This window comes from Streptomyces sp. GbtcB7, from assembly GCF_019091445.1.
Lineage (GTDB): Bacteria > Actinomycetota > Actinomycetes > Streptomycetales > Streptomycetaceae > Streptomyces > Streptomyces mirabilis.
In genome coordinates this window covers 26,075-43,101 of record NZ_JAGXJM010000043.1, presented here as the reverse complement: position 1 = coordinate 43,101, position 17,027 = coordinate 26,075, and the positions used below count along the sequence as shown (strand labels likewise).

16 protein-coding genes and 3 pseudogenes are annotated in these 17,027 nt (G+C 69.4%); 9 read left to right on the top strand and 10 right to left on the bottom strand.

Annotated features, from left to right (window positions below; translation table 11 throughout):
* The first annotated feature begins 4 nt into the window (after nt 1–4).
* From KVT44_RS45815 to KVT44_RS45805, 3 genes are all read left to right on the top strand, one after another.
* Complete coding sequence (locus tag KVT44_RS45815; protein ID WP_217574060.1) at nt 5–211, top strand: hypothetical protein; 207 nt, start codon at nt 5–7, stop codon at nt 209–211.
* An 818-nt stretch (nt 212–1,029) separates the two neighbouring features.
* Nucleotides 1,030–1,896 (top strand): NAD-dependent epimerase/dehydratase family protein, encoded by an 867-nt coding sequence (locus tag KVT44_RS45810; RefSeq protein ID WP_190174150.1) that lies wholly within the window; start codon nt 1,030–1,032, stop codon nt 1,894–1,896.
* A 46-nt stretch (nt 1,897–1,942) separates the two neighbouring features.
* On the top strand, nt 1,943–3,577 hold the full coding sequence (locus KVT44_RS45805) for a Na+/H+ antiporter (RefSeq protein WP_217574058.1): 1,635 nt from the start codon (nt 1,943–1,945) through the stop codon (nt 3,575–3,577).
* Nucleotides 3,578–3,903: 326 nt separating this feature from the next.
* On the opposite strand, the gene KVT44_RS45800 is transcribed toward KVT44_RS45805, so the two are convergent.
* From KVT44_RS45800 to KVT44_RS45785, 4 genes are all read right to left on the bottom strand, one after another.
* Entirely contained in the window at nt 3,904–4,923 is a 1,020-nt protein-coding gene (locus KVT44_RS45800) for an NADPH:quinone reductase (RefSeq protein WP_217574056.1), read from the bottom strand.
* A 115-nt stretch (nt 4,924–5,038) separates the two neighbouring features.
* Nucleotides 5,039–5,932 (bottom strand): aldo/keto reductase, encoded by an 894-nt coding sequence (locus KVT44_RS45795; RefSeq protein ID WP_217574054.1) that lies wholly within the window; start codon nt 5,930–5,932, stop codon nt 5,039–5,041.
* Nucleotides 5,929–6,486, bottom strand: a complete 558-nt coding sequence (locus KVT44_RS45790) for a TetR/AcrR family transcriptional regulator (protein ID WP_217574052.1) — start codon at nt 6,484–6,486, stop codon at nt 5,929–5,931. The genes KVT44_RS45795 and KVT44_RS45790 overlap by 4 nt, the downstream gene beginning before the upstream one ends.
* A 250-nt stretch (nt 6,487–6,736) precedes the next feature.
* Nucleotides 6,737–7,303, bottom strand: coding sequence for an alpha/beta fold hydrolase (locus KVT44_RS45785; RefSeq protein ID WP_308314293.1), 567 nt, complete (start codon nt 7,301–7,303; stop codon nt 6,737–6,739).
* 105 nt (nt 7,304–7,408) lie between these two features.
* Here KVT44_RS45785 and KVT44_RS45780 point away from each other — a divergent pair, with 105 nt between their 5' ends.
* Both KVT44_RS45780 and KVT44_RS45775 read left to right on the top strand, forming a co-directional pair.
* The gene (locus tag KVT44_RS45780) at nt 7,409–7,864 is read left to right on the top strand and encodes an Lrp/AsnC family transcriptional regulator (protein ID WP_217574119.1); all 456 of its coding nucleotides are present in this window, start codon (nt 7,409–7,411) and stop codon (nt 7,862–7,864) included.
* A 118-nt stretch (nt 7,865–7,982) separates the two neighbouring features.
* The gene (locus KVT44_RS45775; protein ID WP_217574050.1) at nt 7,983–8,615 is read left to right on the top strand and encodes a TetR/AcrR family transcriptional regulator; all 633 of its coding nucleotides are present in this window, start codon (nt 7,983–7,985) and stop codon (nt 8,613–8,615) included.
* 195 nt (nt 8,616–8,810) lie between these two features.
* Here the strand turns inward: KVT44_RS45775 and KVT44_RS45770 are convergent, their stop codons facing one another.
* Genes KVT44_RS45770 through KVT44_RS45760 form a run of 3 tightly spaced genes read right to left on the bottom strand, consistent with a single transcriptional unit; the run spans nt 8,811 to nt 11,490 of the window.
* Nucleotides 8,811–9,815 (bottom strand): zinc-binding dehydrogenase, encoded by a 1,005-nt coding sequence (locus KVT44_RS45770; RefSeq protein WP_217574048.1) that lies wholly within the window; start codon nt 9,813–9,815, stop codon nt 8,811–8,813.
* A gap of 34 nt (nt 9,816–9,849) precedes the next feature.
* Complete coding sequence (locus tag KVT44_RS45765) at nt 9,850–10,467, bottom strand: NADPH-dependent F420 reductase (protein WP_144314580.1); 618 nt, start codon at nt 10,465–10,467, stop codon at nt 9,850–9,852.
* Between the two features lie 48 nt (nt 10,468–10,515).
* Nucleotides 10,516–11,490, bottom strand: a complete 975-nt coding sequence (locus tag KVT44_RS45760; RefSeq protein ID WP_217574046.1) for a zinc-dependent alcohol dehydrogenase family protein — start codon at nt 11,488–11,490, stop codon at nt 10,516–10,518.
* Between the two features lie 517 nt (nt 11,491–12,007).
* On the opposite strand from KVT44_RS45760, the gene KVT44_RS45755 reads away from it, so the two are divergent.
* Nucleotides 12,008–12,193 (top strand): hypothetical protein, encoded by a 186-nt coding sequence (locus KVT44_RS45755; protein ID WP_190174159.1) that lies wholly within the window; start codon nt 12,008–12,010, stop codon nt 12,191–12,193.
* Nucleotides 12,194–12,650: 457 nt separating this feature from the next.
* A pseudogene (locus tag KVT44_RS45750) lies at nt 12,651–12,765 on the top strand (IS5/IS1182 family transposase); the annotation flags it as partial.
* Between the two features lie 54 nt (nt 12,766–12,819).
* Here KVT44_RS45750 and KVT44_RS45745 read toward each other — a convergent pair.
* Both KVT44_RS45745 and KVT44_RS45740 read right to left on the bottom strand, forming a co-directional pair.
* On the bottom strand, nt 12,820–14,103 hold the full coding sequence (locus tag KVT44_RS45745) for a phosphatase PAP2 family protein (protein WP_254650796.1): 1,284 nt from the start codon (nt 14,101–14,103) through the stop codon (nt 12,820–12,822).
* Nucleotides 14,104–14,733: 630 nt separating this feature from the next.
* Complete coding sequence (locus KVT44_RS45740; protein ID WP_217574042.1) at nt 14,734–15,507, bottom strand: class I SAM-dependent methyltransferase; 774 nt, start codon at nt 15,505–15,507, stop codon at nt 14,734–14,736.
* A 99-nt stretch (nt 15,508–15,606) separates the two neighbouring features.
* On the opposite strand from KVT44_RS45740, the pseudogene KVT44_RS45735 reads away from it, so the two are divergent.
* Nucleotides 15,607–15,933 (top strand): annotated as a pseudogene (locus tag KVT44_RS45735) (IS5/IS1182 family transposase); the annotation flags it as partial.
* Here the strand turns inward: KVT44_RS45735 and KVT44_RS45730 are convergent.
* Nucleotides 15,923–16,201, bottom strand: coding sequence for a hypothetical protein (locus KVT44_RS45730; protein WP_254650795.1), 279 nt, complete (start codon nt 16,199–16,201; stop codon nt 15,923–15,925). The pseudogene KVT44_RS45735 and the gene KVT44_RS45730 overlap by 11 nt on opposite strands.
* Before the next feature lie 333 nt (nt 16,202–16,534).
* On the opposite strand from KVT44_RS45730, the pseudogene KVT44_RS59025 reads away from it, so the two are divergent.
* A pseudogene (locus KVT44_RS59025) lies at nt 16,535–16,901 on the top strand (hypothetical protein); the annotation flags it as partial.
* Nucleotides 16,902–17,027 lie beyond the last annotated feature (126 nt).

The following is a 17,027-nucleotide window of genomic DNA, read 5'->3' as shown; positions in this document are numbered from 1 at the left end:
CGGGGTGGCCGATCCGCTGGTCGCCAAGGACTTCGCGGTCGGCTCCGCGCTGCAGGGACTGGTCTCGGGTGCCGCGATCGTCGGTGCGATGTGGTGCGCCGCGCTGCTGGGGCCGTTGGGGGACCGGATCGGCCGTAGCCGGATCTCCCGGCTGGACCTGTGGATGTTCGTCGGCTTCTCGGTGCTGTGCGCCCCAGAGTGGAGCGCGTGAACGCCTCCGCGGACGTCGTAGTGGTGGACGCGGTGTCCGTTGGCAGCCCGGGTCGGTGCTCGGGTTGTCGCAAGCGGGCTGCACGGGGGCACAGGTCGTACCAACGGATGCTGGACGAGCGGCCGTTGGGCGGCGGCCGACGGGTCATGATCCTGCTTCGGGTGCAGCGGACTTACGGGGTGGCTGCGGTCGGTCGCGGTGGAGCTGGGCGGCCGTCCGGCCGCGCGGCTGTGCCGGAGGTTACGGCCGGCGGCGGGCCGGACCCGGCTGCTCAGACTCCGGACCGCACCGTCGGTGCCGGGCCGGGCCCCGCCGGGTGCTGTGGGTGGACGAGTTCGTCTTCCGCAAGGCGCACTTCTTGGGGCGACCAAGTTTAAGGGGGTGCGCGAGGGCCTTCTCGGCCTGAGCCGTGCGACTGCTCGTCGACCGTCGCGGCCTGCAGCTGTGCTCGCTCTTCCGGGAGCCCCGCGTCGCCGTACTGTCGGCGGCCACCGGCTGGCGGTCAAGGAGTCCATCGGCATCGGCGGATCTGGTGCCCGAGCAGCTGCCGCAGGACCCCGACGCCGTCCCCGAGTGGTGTGACCTCCCCGAGCGAACCGGCGGCGAGGGGCCGGGCCGTGGCCCTCGGTCGCCGGCGTCGGGGAGAAGCTGGAACACGTCGCGACGTCCGGGGGCTTCCTCGTCCTTCCATTGTCCAGCGCCGATGCCCTGGGGGTATCGCCGCTGACGGAAGAGGTCTTGGACGCCGGCCGCGGCACGGAGACAGGGTGGAGGAGCGGCGGAATCTCCCGCCGCCGACCACAAGGACCGTGAGAGCGATGCAGATCTTCATCACAGGCGGCTCCGGCTACATCGGCCGCTCCACCATCCGGGCACTGACCGGGCACGGCATCGGCGTGACGGCGCTGGCGCGCAGTGAGCACGCGGCGCGCACCGTGTCGGACCTCGGTGCCACCCCGGTCGCGGGGGCGCTCAGCGACACCGATGTCCTCCATGAGGCGGCCCGCAGGGCCGACGGGGTCATCCACCTCGGGGTGGACTACGCCGAGGGCACCGCGGACGTCGACCGCGCGGCGGCGGAGGCACTGCAGGACGGTGTGGGAAGCGGACCCTATGTGCACACCGGCGGGGTGTGGGTGTACGGCGACACCGACGGGGTCGTCGACGAGGATGCCCCGCTGAGCCCGCCGCGCATCACCGCCTGGCGGCTGGAGAACGAGAAGCGGGTGCTCGCCCGGGCCGCCACCGGAGAGCGCCCGGTGGTCGTGATGCCAGGGCTGGTCTACGGCCTCTCCGGCGGACTGGCGCAGTCGTTCTTCGTCGAGCCGGGGCGCACCGCGGGTGCCGTGCCCTGCATCGGGGATGGCTCCAACCACTGGGCACTGGTCCACGTCGACGACATCGCCGAGCTGTACGTCCTGGCCCTGAACGCGCCGGCCGGTTCCGTCTACGCCGGGGTCGGCGGCCAGAACCTTCCGCTGGCGGACATCACCCGGGCCCTCAGCCACGCCGCCGGATGCCCGGACCGGATCGAGTCGCTGACCGTCGAGGAGGCCGTACGGCGGATGGGCCCGATCGCCGAGGCGTTCGCCCTCGACCAGCAGTTCAGCGGCGCCCGGGCGCGCCGCGAGCTCGGCTGGACGCCCACCCGTCTCGACGCCCTGGCAGAACTCGCCCAGGGCTGAACAACCAGGGAAGGGGGTGCCTGACCCATCGGGAAGGCGGTGCCGAATGCGGGGCCTGGAAGTCATCACGGCAATTCTCGCGACCGTGCTGGCCATGACGTGGCTGGCTCGCCGCCTGCGCTGGAACGAGCCGGTCCTGCTGGTGGCGGGTGGCTGCCTGATCGGTCTCACCCCCGGGTTCCGCACGCTGGTCCTGCCGCCCCCGGTCGTTCTGCTGCTCTTCTTGCCACCCCTGCTCTACTGGGAGTCGCTGACCACCTCGGTCCGCGAGATCCGGACGAACCTGCGCGGGATCGTGCTGCTCGCGACCGGCCTGGTGCTGGCCACCGCTGCCGCCGTGGCCGGGGTGGGGCACGCGCTGGGCCTCTCCTGGCCGCTCGCCTTCGTCCTGGGCGCCGTCGTGGCCCCCACCGACGCCATCGCTGTGCAGGCGGTCGCCCGGCTCCTGCCCCGCCGGATCCAGACCGTCCTCCGGGCAGAGAGCCTGATCAACGACGGCACCGCACTTGCCCTCTATGCGGTGGTCGTCGGGGTCGCCGTTCAGGGACAGGCCGTCACCTGGTCGGGCACCGCCGCACGCTTCCTGCTGGCCTACGCGGGCGGTGTCGCGATCGGCGCCGCCTGCGCCGCCGCCGTGGTGGCACTGCGCAGACGGTTGCGCGACCGCGTGTTGGAGAGCGCCCTGGCCGTGCTCACCCCGTTCGCCACCTACCTGCCCGCGCAAGTGCTGGGCGTCTCCGGCGTCCTGGCGGTGGTCACCTGCGGGCTCATCCTCAGCCAGGCGGGCCCCAGGGTGACCAGCGCGGGGGCCAGAGTGCAGATCACCGGCTTCTGGGAGGTGAGCACTTTCATCCTCAACAGCGCCCTGTTCGTTCTGGTGGGCATCCAGACACCCGCCATCGTGAGCGCGATCAGCTCCGCCTCCCTGGGACACGCCGTGGTCACCGCGTTGCTGGTCGGCGGCGTGGTGATCGCCACGCGCCTGCTGTGGCTGTACTCGGTGCCCTACCTCCTCCGTGCCGTCGACCGCCGCCCGGTCCAGCGCACGCTGCGCTCCGGCGCCCGGGAAAGGTTCCCTGTGGCCTGGAGCGGGGTGCGCGGGGCCGTGTCGCTGGCGGCCGCCCTCGGTGTCCCGGCCACCACGGCCGCGGGTCGGCCGCTCGAAGGACATGGCCTGGTCGTCTTCACCGCCGTGGCCGTCATCCTGGTCACGCTGGTCGTCCAGGGCACGACCATGCCCGCGGTGATCCGCTGGGGCGGACTGCGCGGAGATCCCGACGAGACCAGCGAGGAACGCCGCGCCCATCGCCAGATCGTCAACGCCGCGCTGGAAGTCCTTCCCGACTACGCCGACCGCCTGGATACGCCGCCGGAGACCACCGACGCCATCCGCAGCGAACTGCGCCAGTACGCCGCCGAGGACGCAGGACCGCCCGACACCGAGCCCGGCGTCCGCACCGGGCTTGAACTGCGCCGCGCCCTGATCGGCGTCAAACGCAGCGCCCTGATCCGCCTCCGCGACCAGCGCATCATCGACGACATCGTCCTGCGTCGGCTGCAGGCGGTCCTGGACAGCGAGGAGATCAGGATCGAGCTGGCCCTGCGCGCGCTCCCCGGCCGACCGCCCTCACCGCCGGCCGGCGACACGGCCGATGCGCGACGCAGGGTGGCCGGGGAGTGAGCGACCGCGTCCGGTCCCGGGGTGTGCTCTTCCACCGGCAGGCAGCCGCGTCGCGGCACTGTGTCCGTGCGGCATTGTGTCCGTGCGGCCCTCCGTCCGCGCGACCCTCCCAGGTCGGCCGACCGTCAGGCTGCGCCCGCCCTCGCGTTCACGCACCCCGGGATCGCCGTCGTCTGGACCGACTCCGCCTACGGCACCAGGGCCCCGGCCCCCGTTGTGGCGGCGGGCTCGCGTGATCCACGACCACGTCCGTTCCAGGACCCACTTGAGGCCGCGGCGTGGGCGGTGGCGACCGGCGCCCTGCTCGCACGGCGGCTGACTGCACGTCAAGATATGACGTCCACCAGGACCTTGCCGACCGCGCCGCTCTCCAGCGCACGGTGCGCGTCGGTGGTGCGGTCGAGCGGAAAGCGGACCAGCGGCAGTCCGTGCTCCTCGCCGACCGGCAGGGCGCCGTCCCGGACTGCGGCGGCGACGTCCTCGGCGGCCGCGGTGCGCGCCTCCGGACCGGCCGTGTAGAGCACCAGGAACTGGAAGCGTGCGTTCAGCACCACGTTCTGCAGCACGTCCAGTTCGACCGGCTTGCCACCGTCGTTGGCGTAGGTCGAGATCGTGCCGCGCGTCCGCAGCACGGCCAGGTCCAGCGCGAGGTTCGCGCCCAACGCCACCTCGGCGACGATGTCGACGCCGTCCGGGGCGAGCTTGCGGATCTCGGCGGCCGGGTCACCCTCGCGATAGTTGATCACGTGGTGGGCCCCGGCGGCGGTGGCCAGCCGGGCCTTCTCCGGGCCGCTGATCGTGCTGATCACGGTGGCGCCGGCCCATCGGGCGAGCTGGATCACCGCGTGCCCGACCGCCCCGGCCCCGCCCGCGGCGAGCACCACCCTGCCGTCGAGCGTCCCGGGCCGCAGACGGCGCGGCCCGTCCTCGGCGACGGTGAGCGCGCGGTGCGCGGTGAGCGCGGGGACGCCGAGTGAGGCGCCGACGTCGAAACCGGCCTCGTCGGGCAGCGGCACGGCCCGCTCGGCGGGCACGACGGTGAACTCGGCGGCGGTACCGGTGGGCCGCCCGGCGGCGGCCATGAACACCCAGACCCGCTGACCGACCCGGCTCTGGTCGATCCCCTCACCGACGGCGTCGATCGTGCCGGCGCCGTCGAGGTGCGGGGTGACCTCCAAGAAGTGCTTGGGGTGGCCGGCGCCGGAGCGCGCCTGCCAGTCGGTCGGGTTGACCCCGGACACGGCAACCCGGACGCGAACCTCGCCGGGGCCGGGCGCGGGCAGGTCACGGTCCACGAGGTGAAGAACGTCGGGGCCGCCGTTGTGGCGGTAGATGATGGCCTTCATGATCCGTCCTCAGAGCCTGGTAAAGAAGGGTTTCCCGGTGCGGCCGGGAGTTGCGTCAGGGAGTTGCGTCACGATGTCCGGCGTGTGCTCGCGACCAAGGTCCCGTCGGTTCCGGTCAGCTGATGGGGACCTCGTTGGAACGGGACTCGATGGCATCCAGGGTGGTGAGGGTCGCGGCGTCCAAGGTGATCTTGCCGGCCGCCAGATTGGCCTCGAGGTGGGCGGCGTCGGCGGTGCCGGGGATGAGCAACACGTTTGGGGCATGGTGCAGTAGCCAGGCGAGGCCGACCTGGGAGGGCGCGACGCCCAGGGACTCGGCCACGGCGTGCACCACCGGCTCTTCGGTGACCTTGGGCAGACCCGGGAAGGCCCCGCCGAGTGGGAAGAACGGCACCCAGACGATGCCCTCGGCCGCACACAGCTGCAGCATGTCCTCGTCGTCGCGGGAGACGAGGCTGTACGCGTTCTGCACGCAGGCGATGCCCGCCGGCAGAGCGCGGCGCAGGCTGTCGAGGGTGACGCTGCTCAGACCGATCGCACCGATCTTGCCCTCGTCGCGCAGGGCGGTCATCACCGCGAGCTGGTCGTCGAGGCCGACCACTTGGTCGCCCTCGGGACGCAGGCCGGGGCCGGTGTCCAGGCGGCGGAGGTTGACCACCGGGAGCCGGTCGACGCCGAGGCTGCGCAGGTTGTCCTCGACGCTGGCGCGCAGCTGCTCGGGCCGCTGCGCCAGACGCAGTGGCAACCGCCCGCCCGGGTTGGGGTCGGCGCCGACCTTCGTGACCACCAGGACGCCGTCCTCGGGGCGCAGCGCCTCGCGGATCACGTCGTTGGCGAAACCGAAGCCGTAGAACTGGGCGGTGTCCACGTGGTCGACGCCCAACTCGACCGCGTGGCACAGCAGTTCGACCGCCTCGTCGCGGCGGTCATGCAGGCGTTCGAGCTGTAGTGCGCCGTAGCCGACCCGTAAAACGGTGCGGTCGGCGAACGAAGCGGTCAGGGCGGTCATGAAGCTGTCTCCTCGGTCGGTGATCGCAAGGCGGCGTACAGCAGTTCGGCCAGGTAGAGCGCCGAGATCCGGTGAGCGATCGGGGTGGCGCGCTCCCGGGCCTCGGCCGGCTCGTGGCGCTCGACCTTGACCAGCCAGGCCGTGACGCAGTCGTGCAGCAGTGCGCGCATCCGGTCCGTCATGTCGACGACGATGTCGCGGATGGCCGGGTCGGTGGTCGCCTCACCCCAGGTCTGCACGCCGACCCGGGCGTCGACGGCGTCGATGGCGGCGATCAGACGGGCCAGCAGTTCCTCGGGGTCGGGCGGGGTGTCGCTGGCGGCGTACTCGCCGAGGACCGCGGCGCGCTGGGCGAGCACCTCGCGGGCGGCGGCTTGGACCAGGTCGGCCTTGTTGTTGTAGTGGGCGTAGATCGAGCCGGTCGAGAGGCCGGACTCGGCGGTGATGTCGGCGATCGAGGTCCGCTCCAGACCGTTGCGGCCGAAGCAGCGTACGGCGGCCTCGGTGATCTGGGCGCGCCGGAGTTCCTTGCGCGCGTCCGTGAGTCGCGGCACCACACCCCCCACAAAAAGAATCTGCATTCTGCTTGTGGAGCACACTAGCAGAACAGACATTCTGTTTGTGGTGCAAGCTCGGTGATCTTGTGGACAGGAGCAACTGAAGCCTCCTGAATTGGATTTGACGCCGAATCAGTTGCAACGCCGGACGCGGCGGGCCGCCTGGCGTCAATGGGCAGACTTCTTTGTGCGAACTGGAACCGCAGGGTGGCACCTGGTGGTGGGCAATGTTCCCTGCGGTGGTTGATCACAGCCGGGTCAGTGAGTCCAGGAGTTCGCGGCCATGCGGCCACGGGCCCAGGCCGCTGGCGGAGTTGATGTGTCCGCACGCGCCCGCCGGATGCCATCGCGCTGCCCATCGCTCCGCGAAGTCCACGGCTGCCTCGGGGGTGCAGTACGGGTCGTTGGTGCTGCCCACCACCAGGGCCGGGCACGGCAACGGTTGGGCGGACAGCTCGATGAACGTCGGAGCCATCTGCCGTGGGAACGCCGGCCCCTGTGGGTCGGGTGGCGCGACCAGGAACGCGCCGCCTATCGGGCTCGACGGGTTCTTGTTCAGCCAGGTGGAGGCCGCCCAACAGCCCAGACTGTGAGCTACCAGCACAACGTGGCTGTCCTGACGGCAAGCATCGTCGTACGCCGTCTGGACAGCGTTGACCCAGTCATCCAGGTCGGGGGCGGACCACGAGACAGGGGAGATCCTCACCGCTGAGGTTCCCCACTGTTGCTCCCACAAGGTCTGCCAGTGCTGCTCGTCGGAGCCGTCGATGCCGGGGATGATGACGTACGCGACCACTGCTTGCCACCGTTTCACTCGTCGCCCCCTACGATCCTGGGGGCGTCTGGCGCTGATTCTGTTGGAAGCAACAGAACAGCGACAGCGACGCAAGCGATCCCAAAGAAGATGGTGCGGACAACGATGGAATCACTTGACCGGATCGACCGGGACATCCTCGCCTTGCTCCAGACCGAAGGCCGGTTGACCGGAGCGGAGGTAGGACGCCGCGTCGGACTGTCGCAGCCCGCGGCCAGTGCGCGCATCCAGCGGCTGGAGAAGAACGGCGTCATCACCGGCTACCGGGCCGATGTCGACCCAGCGGCACTCGGTCTGAACATTCACGCGATCATTCGCTTGCGCACTACCCATGCCCAGCTCTCTCGCGCCCTGGACTTGGCTTCCAAGATCCCCGAGGTCGTCTCCACCCTGAGAGTCACCGGGGAGGACTGCCTCATCTTCGACGTCCATTGCCCGCAAGCAGGACGACTCGAAGAAGTCGTCGACGCACTTGCCCGCTACGGCCCTGCCACCACGTCACTCGTGCTCCGCGCCTACCCCCCGAAGCCGCTGACCGACGCCGCGTCAACAACGTCGTGACCCGCTCCGACCTTCTTCAGGAAGGTGTCGGCTGCCCTCAGGAAGGTGCCGGCTGCGTCGAACTCGGGCATGCCGCCGACGTCGATCTCGGCTGTTGTGCGCGGCGTACAGTTGCCCCATGGCTCGGCCTCGACAGTTCGACGAAGAAGAGGTTGTGCGGGCTGCCCGCGATCAGTTCTGGTCCGTGGGCTACAACGGCACCTCCATCGACGACCTGAGCGCTGTGACAGGCTTGGGTCGGGGAAGTCTGTATGGAGCGTTCGGAGACAAGCACGCGTTGTTCCTGCGGGCTCTCGACAGCTACAACAGTGACGCGCTGGAGGCCTGGCGCTCGGCTCTGGGCGGCCCCGGACCGGCCCTGCCCATGCTGGAGCGGCATGTACGTGATGTCGCGGAAGGCATCATCGGGGACGTGGAACGGCGCGGCTGCATGATGGCCAAGATCGCAGCGGAACTGTCGGCCGTTGATGAGGGCGTTGCCGAGCGAATCGCCGCGGTTGTCCGCGGACTGCATGGCGCGCTGCGGGGCTGCATCGCGCGGGCCCAAGCGGAGGGCTCTCTGGATGCCGACGCGGATGCGGACAGCCTCGCCGGCCTCCTGCTTGCCGTGCTTCGGGGACTCGAGGCCCTGGGCAAGGCGGGAGCCACTCCCGAGGTCGTCAACGGGGCCGCAGAGCAGGTCTTGGCGCTCCTTCCCCGCGTTTCGACGGACGAGCATGCGCCGGGTGCCAGGTCCTCGACCGATGCCTGATCGTCGCTACGGCCCCACAAGGCGGCTGTCACCGGGCGCGCAGCCGACCAGGTGTCAGAGGGGCACAGGAGCGAGCGCCACGCGGGTGTCCGATCCCTGGCTGAAGCCGCACGACATGAGTGGCGTCGGGGCATCAACTCCCGACTCCTGCCGACGGCTTGCCGACCGTCACCAGGACTCCTGCACGGGCGGCGGCTACCAGGGGCGGACGAGGACGGTTCCGATCTTGCCGGGCCGTACCGCGTGCTCCAGGGCGTTGCCCAGCTCGTCAAGGCCGTACGTTGCGGCCACGTCGAACTGGTCCTTGAGCGCGAGCGCGATCTGCTTTGCGGTGGCGACGTCGGATGCTCGTCTCTCGGCGGAGGCCTCGGACAGCCACCGGCCGATGTTCTTGCCCCGTAGCGTCAGTGACTTGTGCAGCAGCGTCGACGCGTGTACCGAGATCGGCTCCTCGGCGATCTGTCCGTAGCTGACCAGCTTCCCGCCCGGCGTCAACAGGTCCAGAAGGCTCTCCGTCAGCTTCCCGCCGATCGGGTCCAGGGCCACACTGATCGGGCGACCGTCGGCTGCTCGGCGTATCTCGTCCTCCCAGCCAGGATGCTCCGTCGCAACGACCGGTACACCCGGGAATCGCTTGCGCAGTTCGGCGGCACCGCGGTCGCTGCGGACGACGTCGACGAGCGCCAGGTTGTGCATCAGGGACACGCCCGTCAGCAGCCGCCCGACCGACGAGCCCGCGGCGGTCTGCACCAGAAGACCGTCGTATCCGAAGGCCGGGTGCTCCTGCGCCTCACGGCGCAGCATCACCGTGGTGAGCGGGTTCACCAGCATCTGCGCCGCGACCTCGTCCGACAGCTCGTCCGGTACGGCGACGACCGCCGCGGCATCCGCCACCACCCACTGGGACCAGGCCCCCGGTTGAGGGAAGACCGTTACGCGGCCGCCGACCGTGACGCCCGGTGCCACGTGTGTTCCCGGACCGATCGCCTCCAGCACGCCGGTGGCCTCCACGCCGGCGGGAATCGGCTTCGCCGCCTCCTCGGGGTAGGCCTCAACGGCCTGGAGATCGCCGGGGTGCACCGGGAAGGCGGTGGTGCGGATGAGGACCTGACCGGGCCCGGGCGTCGGTTCCGGTTCCTCGATGACGGTCAGGACGCCGGCCGGCGGCCCGCCACGGGTGTGGACGACACGACGGTTCATGATGCTCCTCCTGCGCGCTGGAGTGTGTGGGGCGTCAGTCGACGTCCTGCAGCAGCAGGTGCTTTGCGCTGAGCGCACCATCCAGCTGCATCAGGCGCCCGCCCTCCCGCAGGCCGCCAAGGTCCAGGGCGGCGAATCCGAATGCGTCCAGCAGGCCGGCCACGGCCGCCTTCGCGTCGGCGTCGTCGCCCGCGTAGAAGGCCACTTGTCGTCCTTCGGCATGCCGGGGGTCCGCGGCGATGAACGGGGCATACAGGGTGTTGAGAGCTTTCACGATCCGGGCGCCGGGAAGGTGGCGGGCAACCCACTCGCTGCCCGTGAGGTCACCGACGTCGTACCGCCCCCGCCAGGGGTTGGCCGCCGCGAACTGATTCGTCGTGTCGACGACGATCTTCCCGGCCCAGGTGGTGAGGCCTGTCAGTTCCGGCACGGCGAAGAACGGCACCGAGAGGAATACGAGCTCCGGCTTCGCCGCCTCCTCGGCCGTTACCGCGCGAGCCCTTGGCCCCAGCCTGCCCACGAGAGCTTCGAGAGTCCCGGGACCCCGGCTGTTGCCGATCAGGACGTCATGACCGTGGCGGACAGCCTTGTCGGCGACCGCCTGTCCCACTTCTCCTGCGCCGAGTACGCCGATGGTGCCGTGTGTGCTCATGGTGCTCGTCCTTGATGGTGTGCAGCCAGAGGGGGTTCGTGACGACGGCTACCCGCGGTGAGGGTTGAAGTCCAGGAGGACCTTGCCGTTCTTCTCCATGTACGCGAGGGCCTCGGTGAAGTCCCTGGCCTTGTAGACGGGGGCGGAGGGCAAGGTGAGCTTTCCCGCCGCGACCAGCCGCGCCGACTCCGCACCGAGGTCCGGATGACGGGGCAGGTACTCGTCCTGATACATCCAGAACTCCATTGTGGTGATGTTCTTCGCCTTCAGTACGTTCGGGTCGGGCGTGAAGGGCTCGCCGCTCATGTAGCCGTAGATCACCAGCAGGGCGCCTTCGGTCAGCACGTCCAGCAGGAGCGAGGTGGCCTTTCCGCTGATGCCGTCCAGTCCCAGCGGCACGGGATCGTTGCCGATGGCCGCACGCACGCGTACGGCCACGTCGGGGGAGTCGGTCAGCACGATGTCGGCGCCGAGTTCCTCCAGCTCGGTCACGAGCTCCTCGCGGCGCACGATGTTGATCGTGCGGAGCCCGCGCTCCTGGGCGAAGGCGATGACGGACCGGCCGACCCCGCTGTTCGCCGCGTTCTGCACCACCCAAGAACCGGCCGGAAGGTCACGCGACTCCACCAGCAGGCCCGCGGTGGTGGGGTTGATGGTGAGCATCGCCGCTTGTTCGAGGCTGATGGACCTGTCCACGGCGGTGAGTTTCGCGGCTTCCGCCAGGACCCGTTCGGACCAGGCGAACGTGCCGAAGGGAAGCAGGACCGTATCGCCGGGGCGGATGCGGGTGACGCCCGGTCCGACCGCCAGGACCGTGCCGGCTCCCTCGTTGCCGATGGCGCTCGGCAGTTCGGGGCGGACCGGATAGACGCCCTTCGCCAGGAGCAGGTCGTGGTGGTCGAGTGGGGCGTATTCGACCTGGATCAGCGCCTGCCCGGCGGCCGGAGCAGGCGGCTCGGGAACGTCCACGACCTTCAGGCTCCGCTCCGGCTCCCCGAACTGGGTGAGGTGAATGGCGAGCATGGAACTCGTCTCCTTGCAGGGGTGCGGACGAAGGACGGGGTGAGCGGAATCCTCGGCCTCCGCGCCGCGGGCCCTTGCCGTTGGGGGGTCCGGGGCGCGGTCCTCTCGGGTGCCTGAAGCGACCGCCCACACGGAGGCGCTGCCGAGCGGGCGGCGAGCACGCGCGCTGCCCGGCGCCGGGCTCAAGCCGTCCACAGCCACCTGCCGACACCCTCGGCAACGGGAGTCACCGCACTTCGACCCCGAGGAACTGCTCCGCGTATCCGGTTTTGTACCTACTAGTAAATAACTCGGATCCGGGTACCGCAACCGGCGAGGGTGTCCACCTGCTATATGCCCTGCCCGCAGGGGGTGCGGGGATTCCGCAAGAAGGGGGACTGCCCAGAGATCCGTATCCGCGACTACCTTCAGAGCGCGCGGAAGTGGCCGCTCCGGATGGTCGTCGAGCGCCGCCGACGCGGCTGTGTCGTCGTTCCCGATGTCGTCGCCAACTCGGCGACCAACGCCTTAGTGGTGGGTGCTCTACGGCGAGGTCGCAGCGGACGCGGCGTCGTTCCTGGCCAAGGTGCGGGGAGCGCTGCGTGCCCTGGTGGCCGAGACGCTGCGGCCGGCCGAGGACGCGGTGTGCACGCCCCGCCAGGCGGCGCGTGACCTGGCGGAGGCCAGGCGCGATGTTCTGCTGCACCGGCCGGGTGCCGCGTGATCACCACACTGCTGGCCACGGTGGCGGCGGTGGGCTGGGGAGCGGCCGACTACTGCGGTGCCAGAGCGTCGCGGGACGCACCGGCTCATCGGGTGGTGCTCCTCTCCCAGATCCTGTCCCTCCCAGTGATCGTTGTCCGGCTGGCGGCGACCACCGAGCACGGACCCGATCCGTCGGCCCCCGGGCCGCTCGCGCTGCGCGGCGCCTGCTGCGCGCTGATCTCGGTCGCACTGGTGAGCCGGGCGGAGCGCTCGGAATCCAGCTGGTGTGCGTCTCCCATGCGGGAAGTCCCCTCCTCCAGTGGGCCGCTCACTCGAACACGAAATCACAAGTCACCTTGCGTGCTCGACCGTTGGTCGGCGATACAGAGGAAGTAGCCGACGCCAAATCCGGAAGAAAGCCCCTGGGGGATGAACTGACAAGTTACGGCCTGTGGGAGCTCTTCCCGGGTGGTGCCCCGGCGCCGGCTCGCCCGCAGGGCGGACGGAGGCCGTCGTCGGTCTCACGGTGGCCGGGAGGCCTGGGCCGCGATTGCGTTCGTGGCCAAGGCCGACTGCACATGGAACCAACTATCGCGGCCACGCTCATCCGCTATCGCAGACTCCCCAAATGAAATGGCCTGTAACTCAAACTAGTTCGGGTTGCGGTTCCGGTTGCCGCGCTCGTGCGGCCTTCGGGTCCCACAGTTTGGCGGTCTGCACGTAGCCGTGGACCACTGAGGCCATCGCCAGAATGAGAAGTGGCCCAAACACCGACGGATGTTTGGCCATCTCCACCGGCAGACAGCGATATGACACCAAGAGCGCGGCGAAGACCGTGGCACTGTAGGTGACCAGCTGGATTCCTGACCGGTCCCAGCCATGGTCGAGCGAGCGCAGCGCTGCCTCGATCGTGAGTGCAAACACCACGCCGGCAACGAGATCCACGCCGTAGTGGTAGCCGAATCCCAGCGTTGCGCCGAGCGTGGCAATCAGCCAGAACGCGCCTGCGAATCGCAGAATCCGTGGGCCCTTACGGGAATGAATGAAAATCGCGGTAGCCCACGCTGTGTGCAGGCTGGGCATGCAGTTGCGTGGGGTGATCTCGTCGAATGGCATCTGGTGCGGGGTATTGATCGGCGGCGGCGTGTTCGGCCAGAGGTTGGCCACCGCCCAGTGCCCGCCGTCCGCGCCGTAGGCGAAGACCGGTCCGACCACCGGGAAGATCATGTAGATGGCCGGCCCGAGGAGGCCGATGACCAGGAAGGTGCGCACCAGATGATGGCGCGGGAAGCGGCGCTCGACCGCGACGTTGCGCAGCTGGTACAGCGCCACGATGACCGCGGCCACCGCAAGCTGAATGTAGACGAAGCCGAGAACATGGGCGCCGATCGGGCCGGTGGCTGTGACGATCCGGCCCACCAGCCACGACGGGTTGCCCAGCGCGTGATCGGCGGTTGCCACGTACTGGTCGAGCGTAGTCGGGCGGGTCTTCGACGTGATGAGGAGCCAGGTATCGCCAGTCTTGCGCCCGGTCACCAGCAGCAGGCCAAGGCCGACGCCCTTCAGCAGCAGGACACGTTCCCGGCCGGTGCGGCGCGTGATGGCGATCACCGCATGGCCCAAAATCACCCACAACGCGCCGTTGCCGAAGGGGTGGCCGTCGGTCACCGTGGCGTCGACCGCCCACCGCACCAGCAAGATGGCGACGTCGATGCCGACCGCGGCACCAGCCGCGATGAACCGTTGCCGCCAGGTGAGCACCACCATCATCAACGCCATACCGGCGTACAACAGGAAACCCGACTTGGGAGCGAATATCGCCTCTCGCGCCTGGTTGGTGATCGGCCCCGGCAGGCCGTAACGACGCGCGGCGATCTCCAGCGCGATGAGGAACCCGAAGGCCGTCACGCCCGCCATGACCCACAGCATCGCCCGCGGTTGGCGCCACGCAGCGAACGCAAATCTGCAGTTTATTCGCGAAAACACCCGCGATGATCTCGATATCAACTGTTTTGGCCGATTTGTTAGATGTTGGCTAAGTAGATCGATCATGCTATCGGAGTGATGCGGGTGGGTTCCGCTGGTTAACGGATGGCGCGAAGGTCAGTTGAACCTGCGCTCGACGGTCCAGCGTCTGCGGTCGATGCCGAGCACGGCGTGGTGGACCCCGTCGCCCCCGAGGCGGCAGTCGCGGAGGATCTTCCAGGTCTTCGTGCGGGCGAGGTTCGCTCAAGGCGAGCGCGGATCTGTATGTGCGAGCGGTTGCCCCTGCTTCCAGTCGAGGAGTTCTTCGCCAGCGGGAAGGAGCGGCTGACCGACTTCCTCGACGAACCCCGAGTGCGGCTGTCACCATCGCGCTGCTGGAAAGGGGGTCCCGCAACTCGGATAAGGCGCGGACAGGCAATGACCTTCGGGATGCCGGCGCGGTAAAGCTAGTTGCTCAGCAGCACTGCCCAGCGGACCTTTCCGGGGAAGAGCCACACTCCGGTGCCAGTGAAGCCGTAGCGCACCCAGACATCGTCCGCACGCTGGCTCCGACAATGATCCGTTGTGCGGAACCTAGTCGTCCGAGCCGGCAGCCGACGGCGGTACCTCGACGACGAAGAACAGGAAGCAGGTTTTGGTCGAGAGGTCATGGAAGTCGTCGGGGAACAGCTCACGGGCGGCCGGGTCGGGCTGCGGCTCGCTGATGACGGAAAGGCGGAAACCGGCGGTGGTGAAAGCGTCGGTCATCGCGTGGAGCGGCTTGCGCCAGAATCTCATCGGGACGGACTGCCCGTTGAACGTCCAGTCGAAGGTATAGCTGGTGGTCGCAAAGTAGTCGGGCCGAGGATCGTGGATCGTGTAGGCCACGAAAGGGTGGTCCACGGACGCGATCAGCCGGCCGCCGGGCCTGAGCACTCGCCGCAACTCGGCCAGTGTCGGCCCCCAGTCCTCCAGGTAGTGCAGTACCAGCGACGCGACCACGTCGTCGAACGCACCGTCGGCGAACGGCAGGCGGTCGCTCAGGTCGACCACATGCAGGGCCACATCGTCACCGAGCCGCCGCCTCGCCAACGCCAGCATCCCGGCGCTGGCATCGATGCCGGTGACGACCGCACCGCGGTCGCGCAGTGCAGCGGACAGGGGGCCCGAGCCGCAACCCGCGTCCAGGACCCGACGGCCGGCCACGTCTCCGGCGAGGGCCAACATCGCGGGCCGCGCATAGTACGCGTTCACGAGGTTGTTCTCGGTTTCCGTCGAGTACGCCTCGGCGAAGCTGTCGTAGTCATTCACCTGCGCCGGAACTGCAGGCTGGACAAGAGTCTCGGGTACGTCGGTCAAGCGTTCCATCGTCGCAGCCTACTGGTCACATGATCCGCCGGACAGAACCTAGTCCTGGACACCGCCACCCTTTGATCAGACGATATTTCTTTTGGCATGATCGTTCGCAAGCCGGGATCGAAAATCCACCTGCTCACCGACCGGAACGGGCTGCCCCTGTCCTGGGCAGCTCCAGGGCGAACATGCACGGCAGCCAGGGTCTGGAGCCGCTCGTGCGCGGTATCCCGCCCATCCGATCGCGCCGCGGGCCGCGACGCCGACGACCGGCGAAACCGCACGCAGACAAGGGCTACGACTACGACCATCCGCGCCGATGGCTCCGCGGGCGTGGCATCCGCCATCGCATTGCCCGCGGCCGAACGCTTCCTCGCCTTTGTTGGCATAGCCGCATCCCTCATCGGCTACCGCCGATTGGCAGCCCTGCTCAGGGCCTGAGCCGGTCTTGCTGTACGTCGAAACAGACCAGCCCCATCGAGTCGGCCACGGCTGCCACGTAGGCCGACGCTTCCTCGGCCATGCTCCAGCTCATCCCGAAGTAGATGAGCGGACCGCTTGCACTGTCGATCAACGGCCCGACCGACCAAGGCGAGGTCTCTTCCTCGTCCTCGGTGATGTCGGACCACCGCTCAAGAAGCGCGGTGACGTAGGCCTCGATGCGTTCGGATGCAGGCTCCTCGGGCTCACCGTCGAGATAGCGGTACACACATCTGAGCCGGTCAACACCACTCGCTCTAGCCGAAAGAAGCGACGTCCAAGTCCCGCTGCGTCACCGCACTGCAGCTGAGGGAAGCCGAGGAGGGACGGTACTCGTCCGGCTCGCTGCTCGGCCGATGCCGGTCGGGTGGCCTGCGGCGTGTGCGGGGGAGAAGAGGGAGGGCCCGACGCCGTCGCGGTCCGCTGACTTGACCGTCAGCGACGGCGAGGTGGCCGCCGCGTGTCCGGGCGTGCACCGACGAGGGGCGTGCGCTACGCGGGCCTGACCGCATCCCTGAACTGAACCGCATACCCATGTCGCTGCCGTGCGGGGCATCGTCGCCCCGCAGATGGCTCGACCGCCAAGGTGACGGACACGAAGCTCAAGACGCCCGTCAAGACCGACGACGGCACCATCACCGACGGCGTCTCCGAGAGCACCAGGACCGGCGTCCGCCAGCCAGGAGCCGGAGAACCCGGCGCCGGTCCTCGAGCTCACGGGCAGGAGCGCGCAGGACGGGGACAGCGGCGCCGCGTCCGCCTCGGCGGCGACCTCGAAGACCTCCGGCAGTTCCAAGCCGGCCGCGTCGAGCAGCGATTCGACGGCTCGCGGGCTCGGCATCGGCGGGTTGGTCGTGGGTGTACTGGGGCTGGCCGCGGCCGTGTTCGCGGTCCTGCGCAGCCGCTCCGCGGGATCCCGGGCCGAGTAGGCCGGCTGTGCCCTGCCGACGTACACCTGTCGGCAGGGCAGGCCGTCCGTCCGCCGACAGGGCGTACGGGACGGGCGGTCCTCGCGTGATGCGCGCCACATATCTCCTCCGGAACCCGGTCGGTGG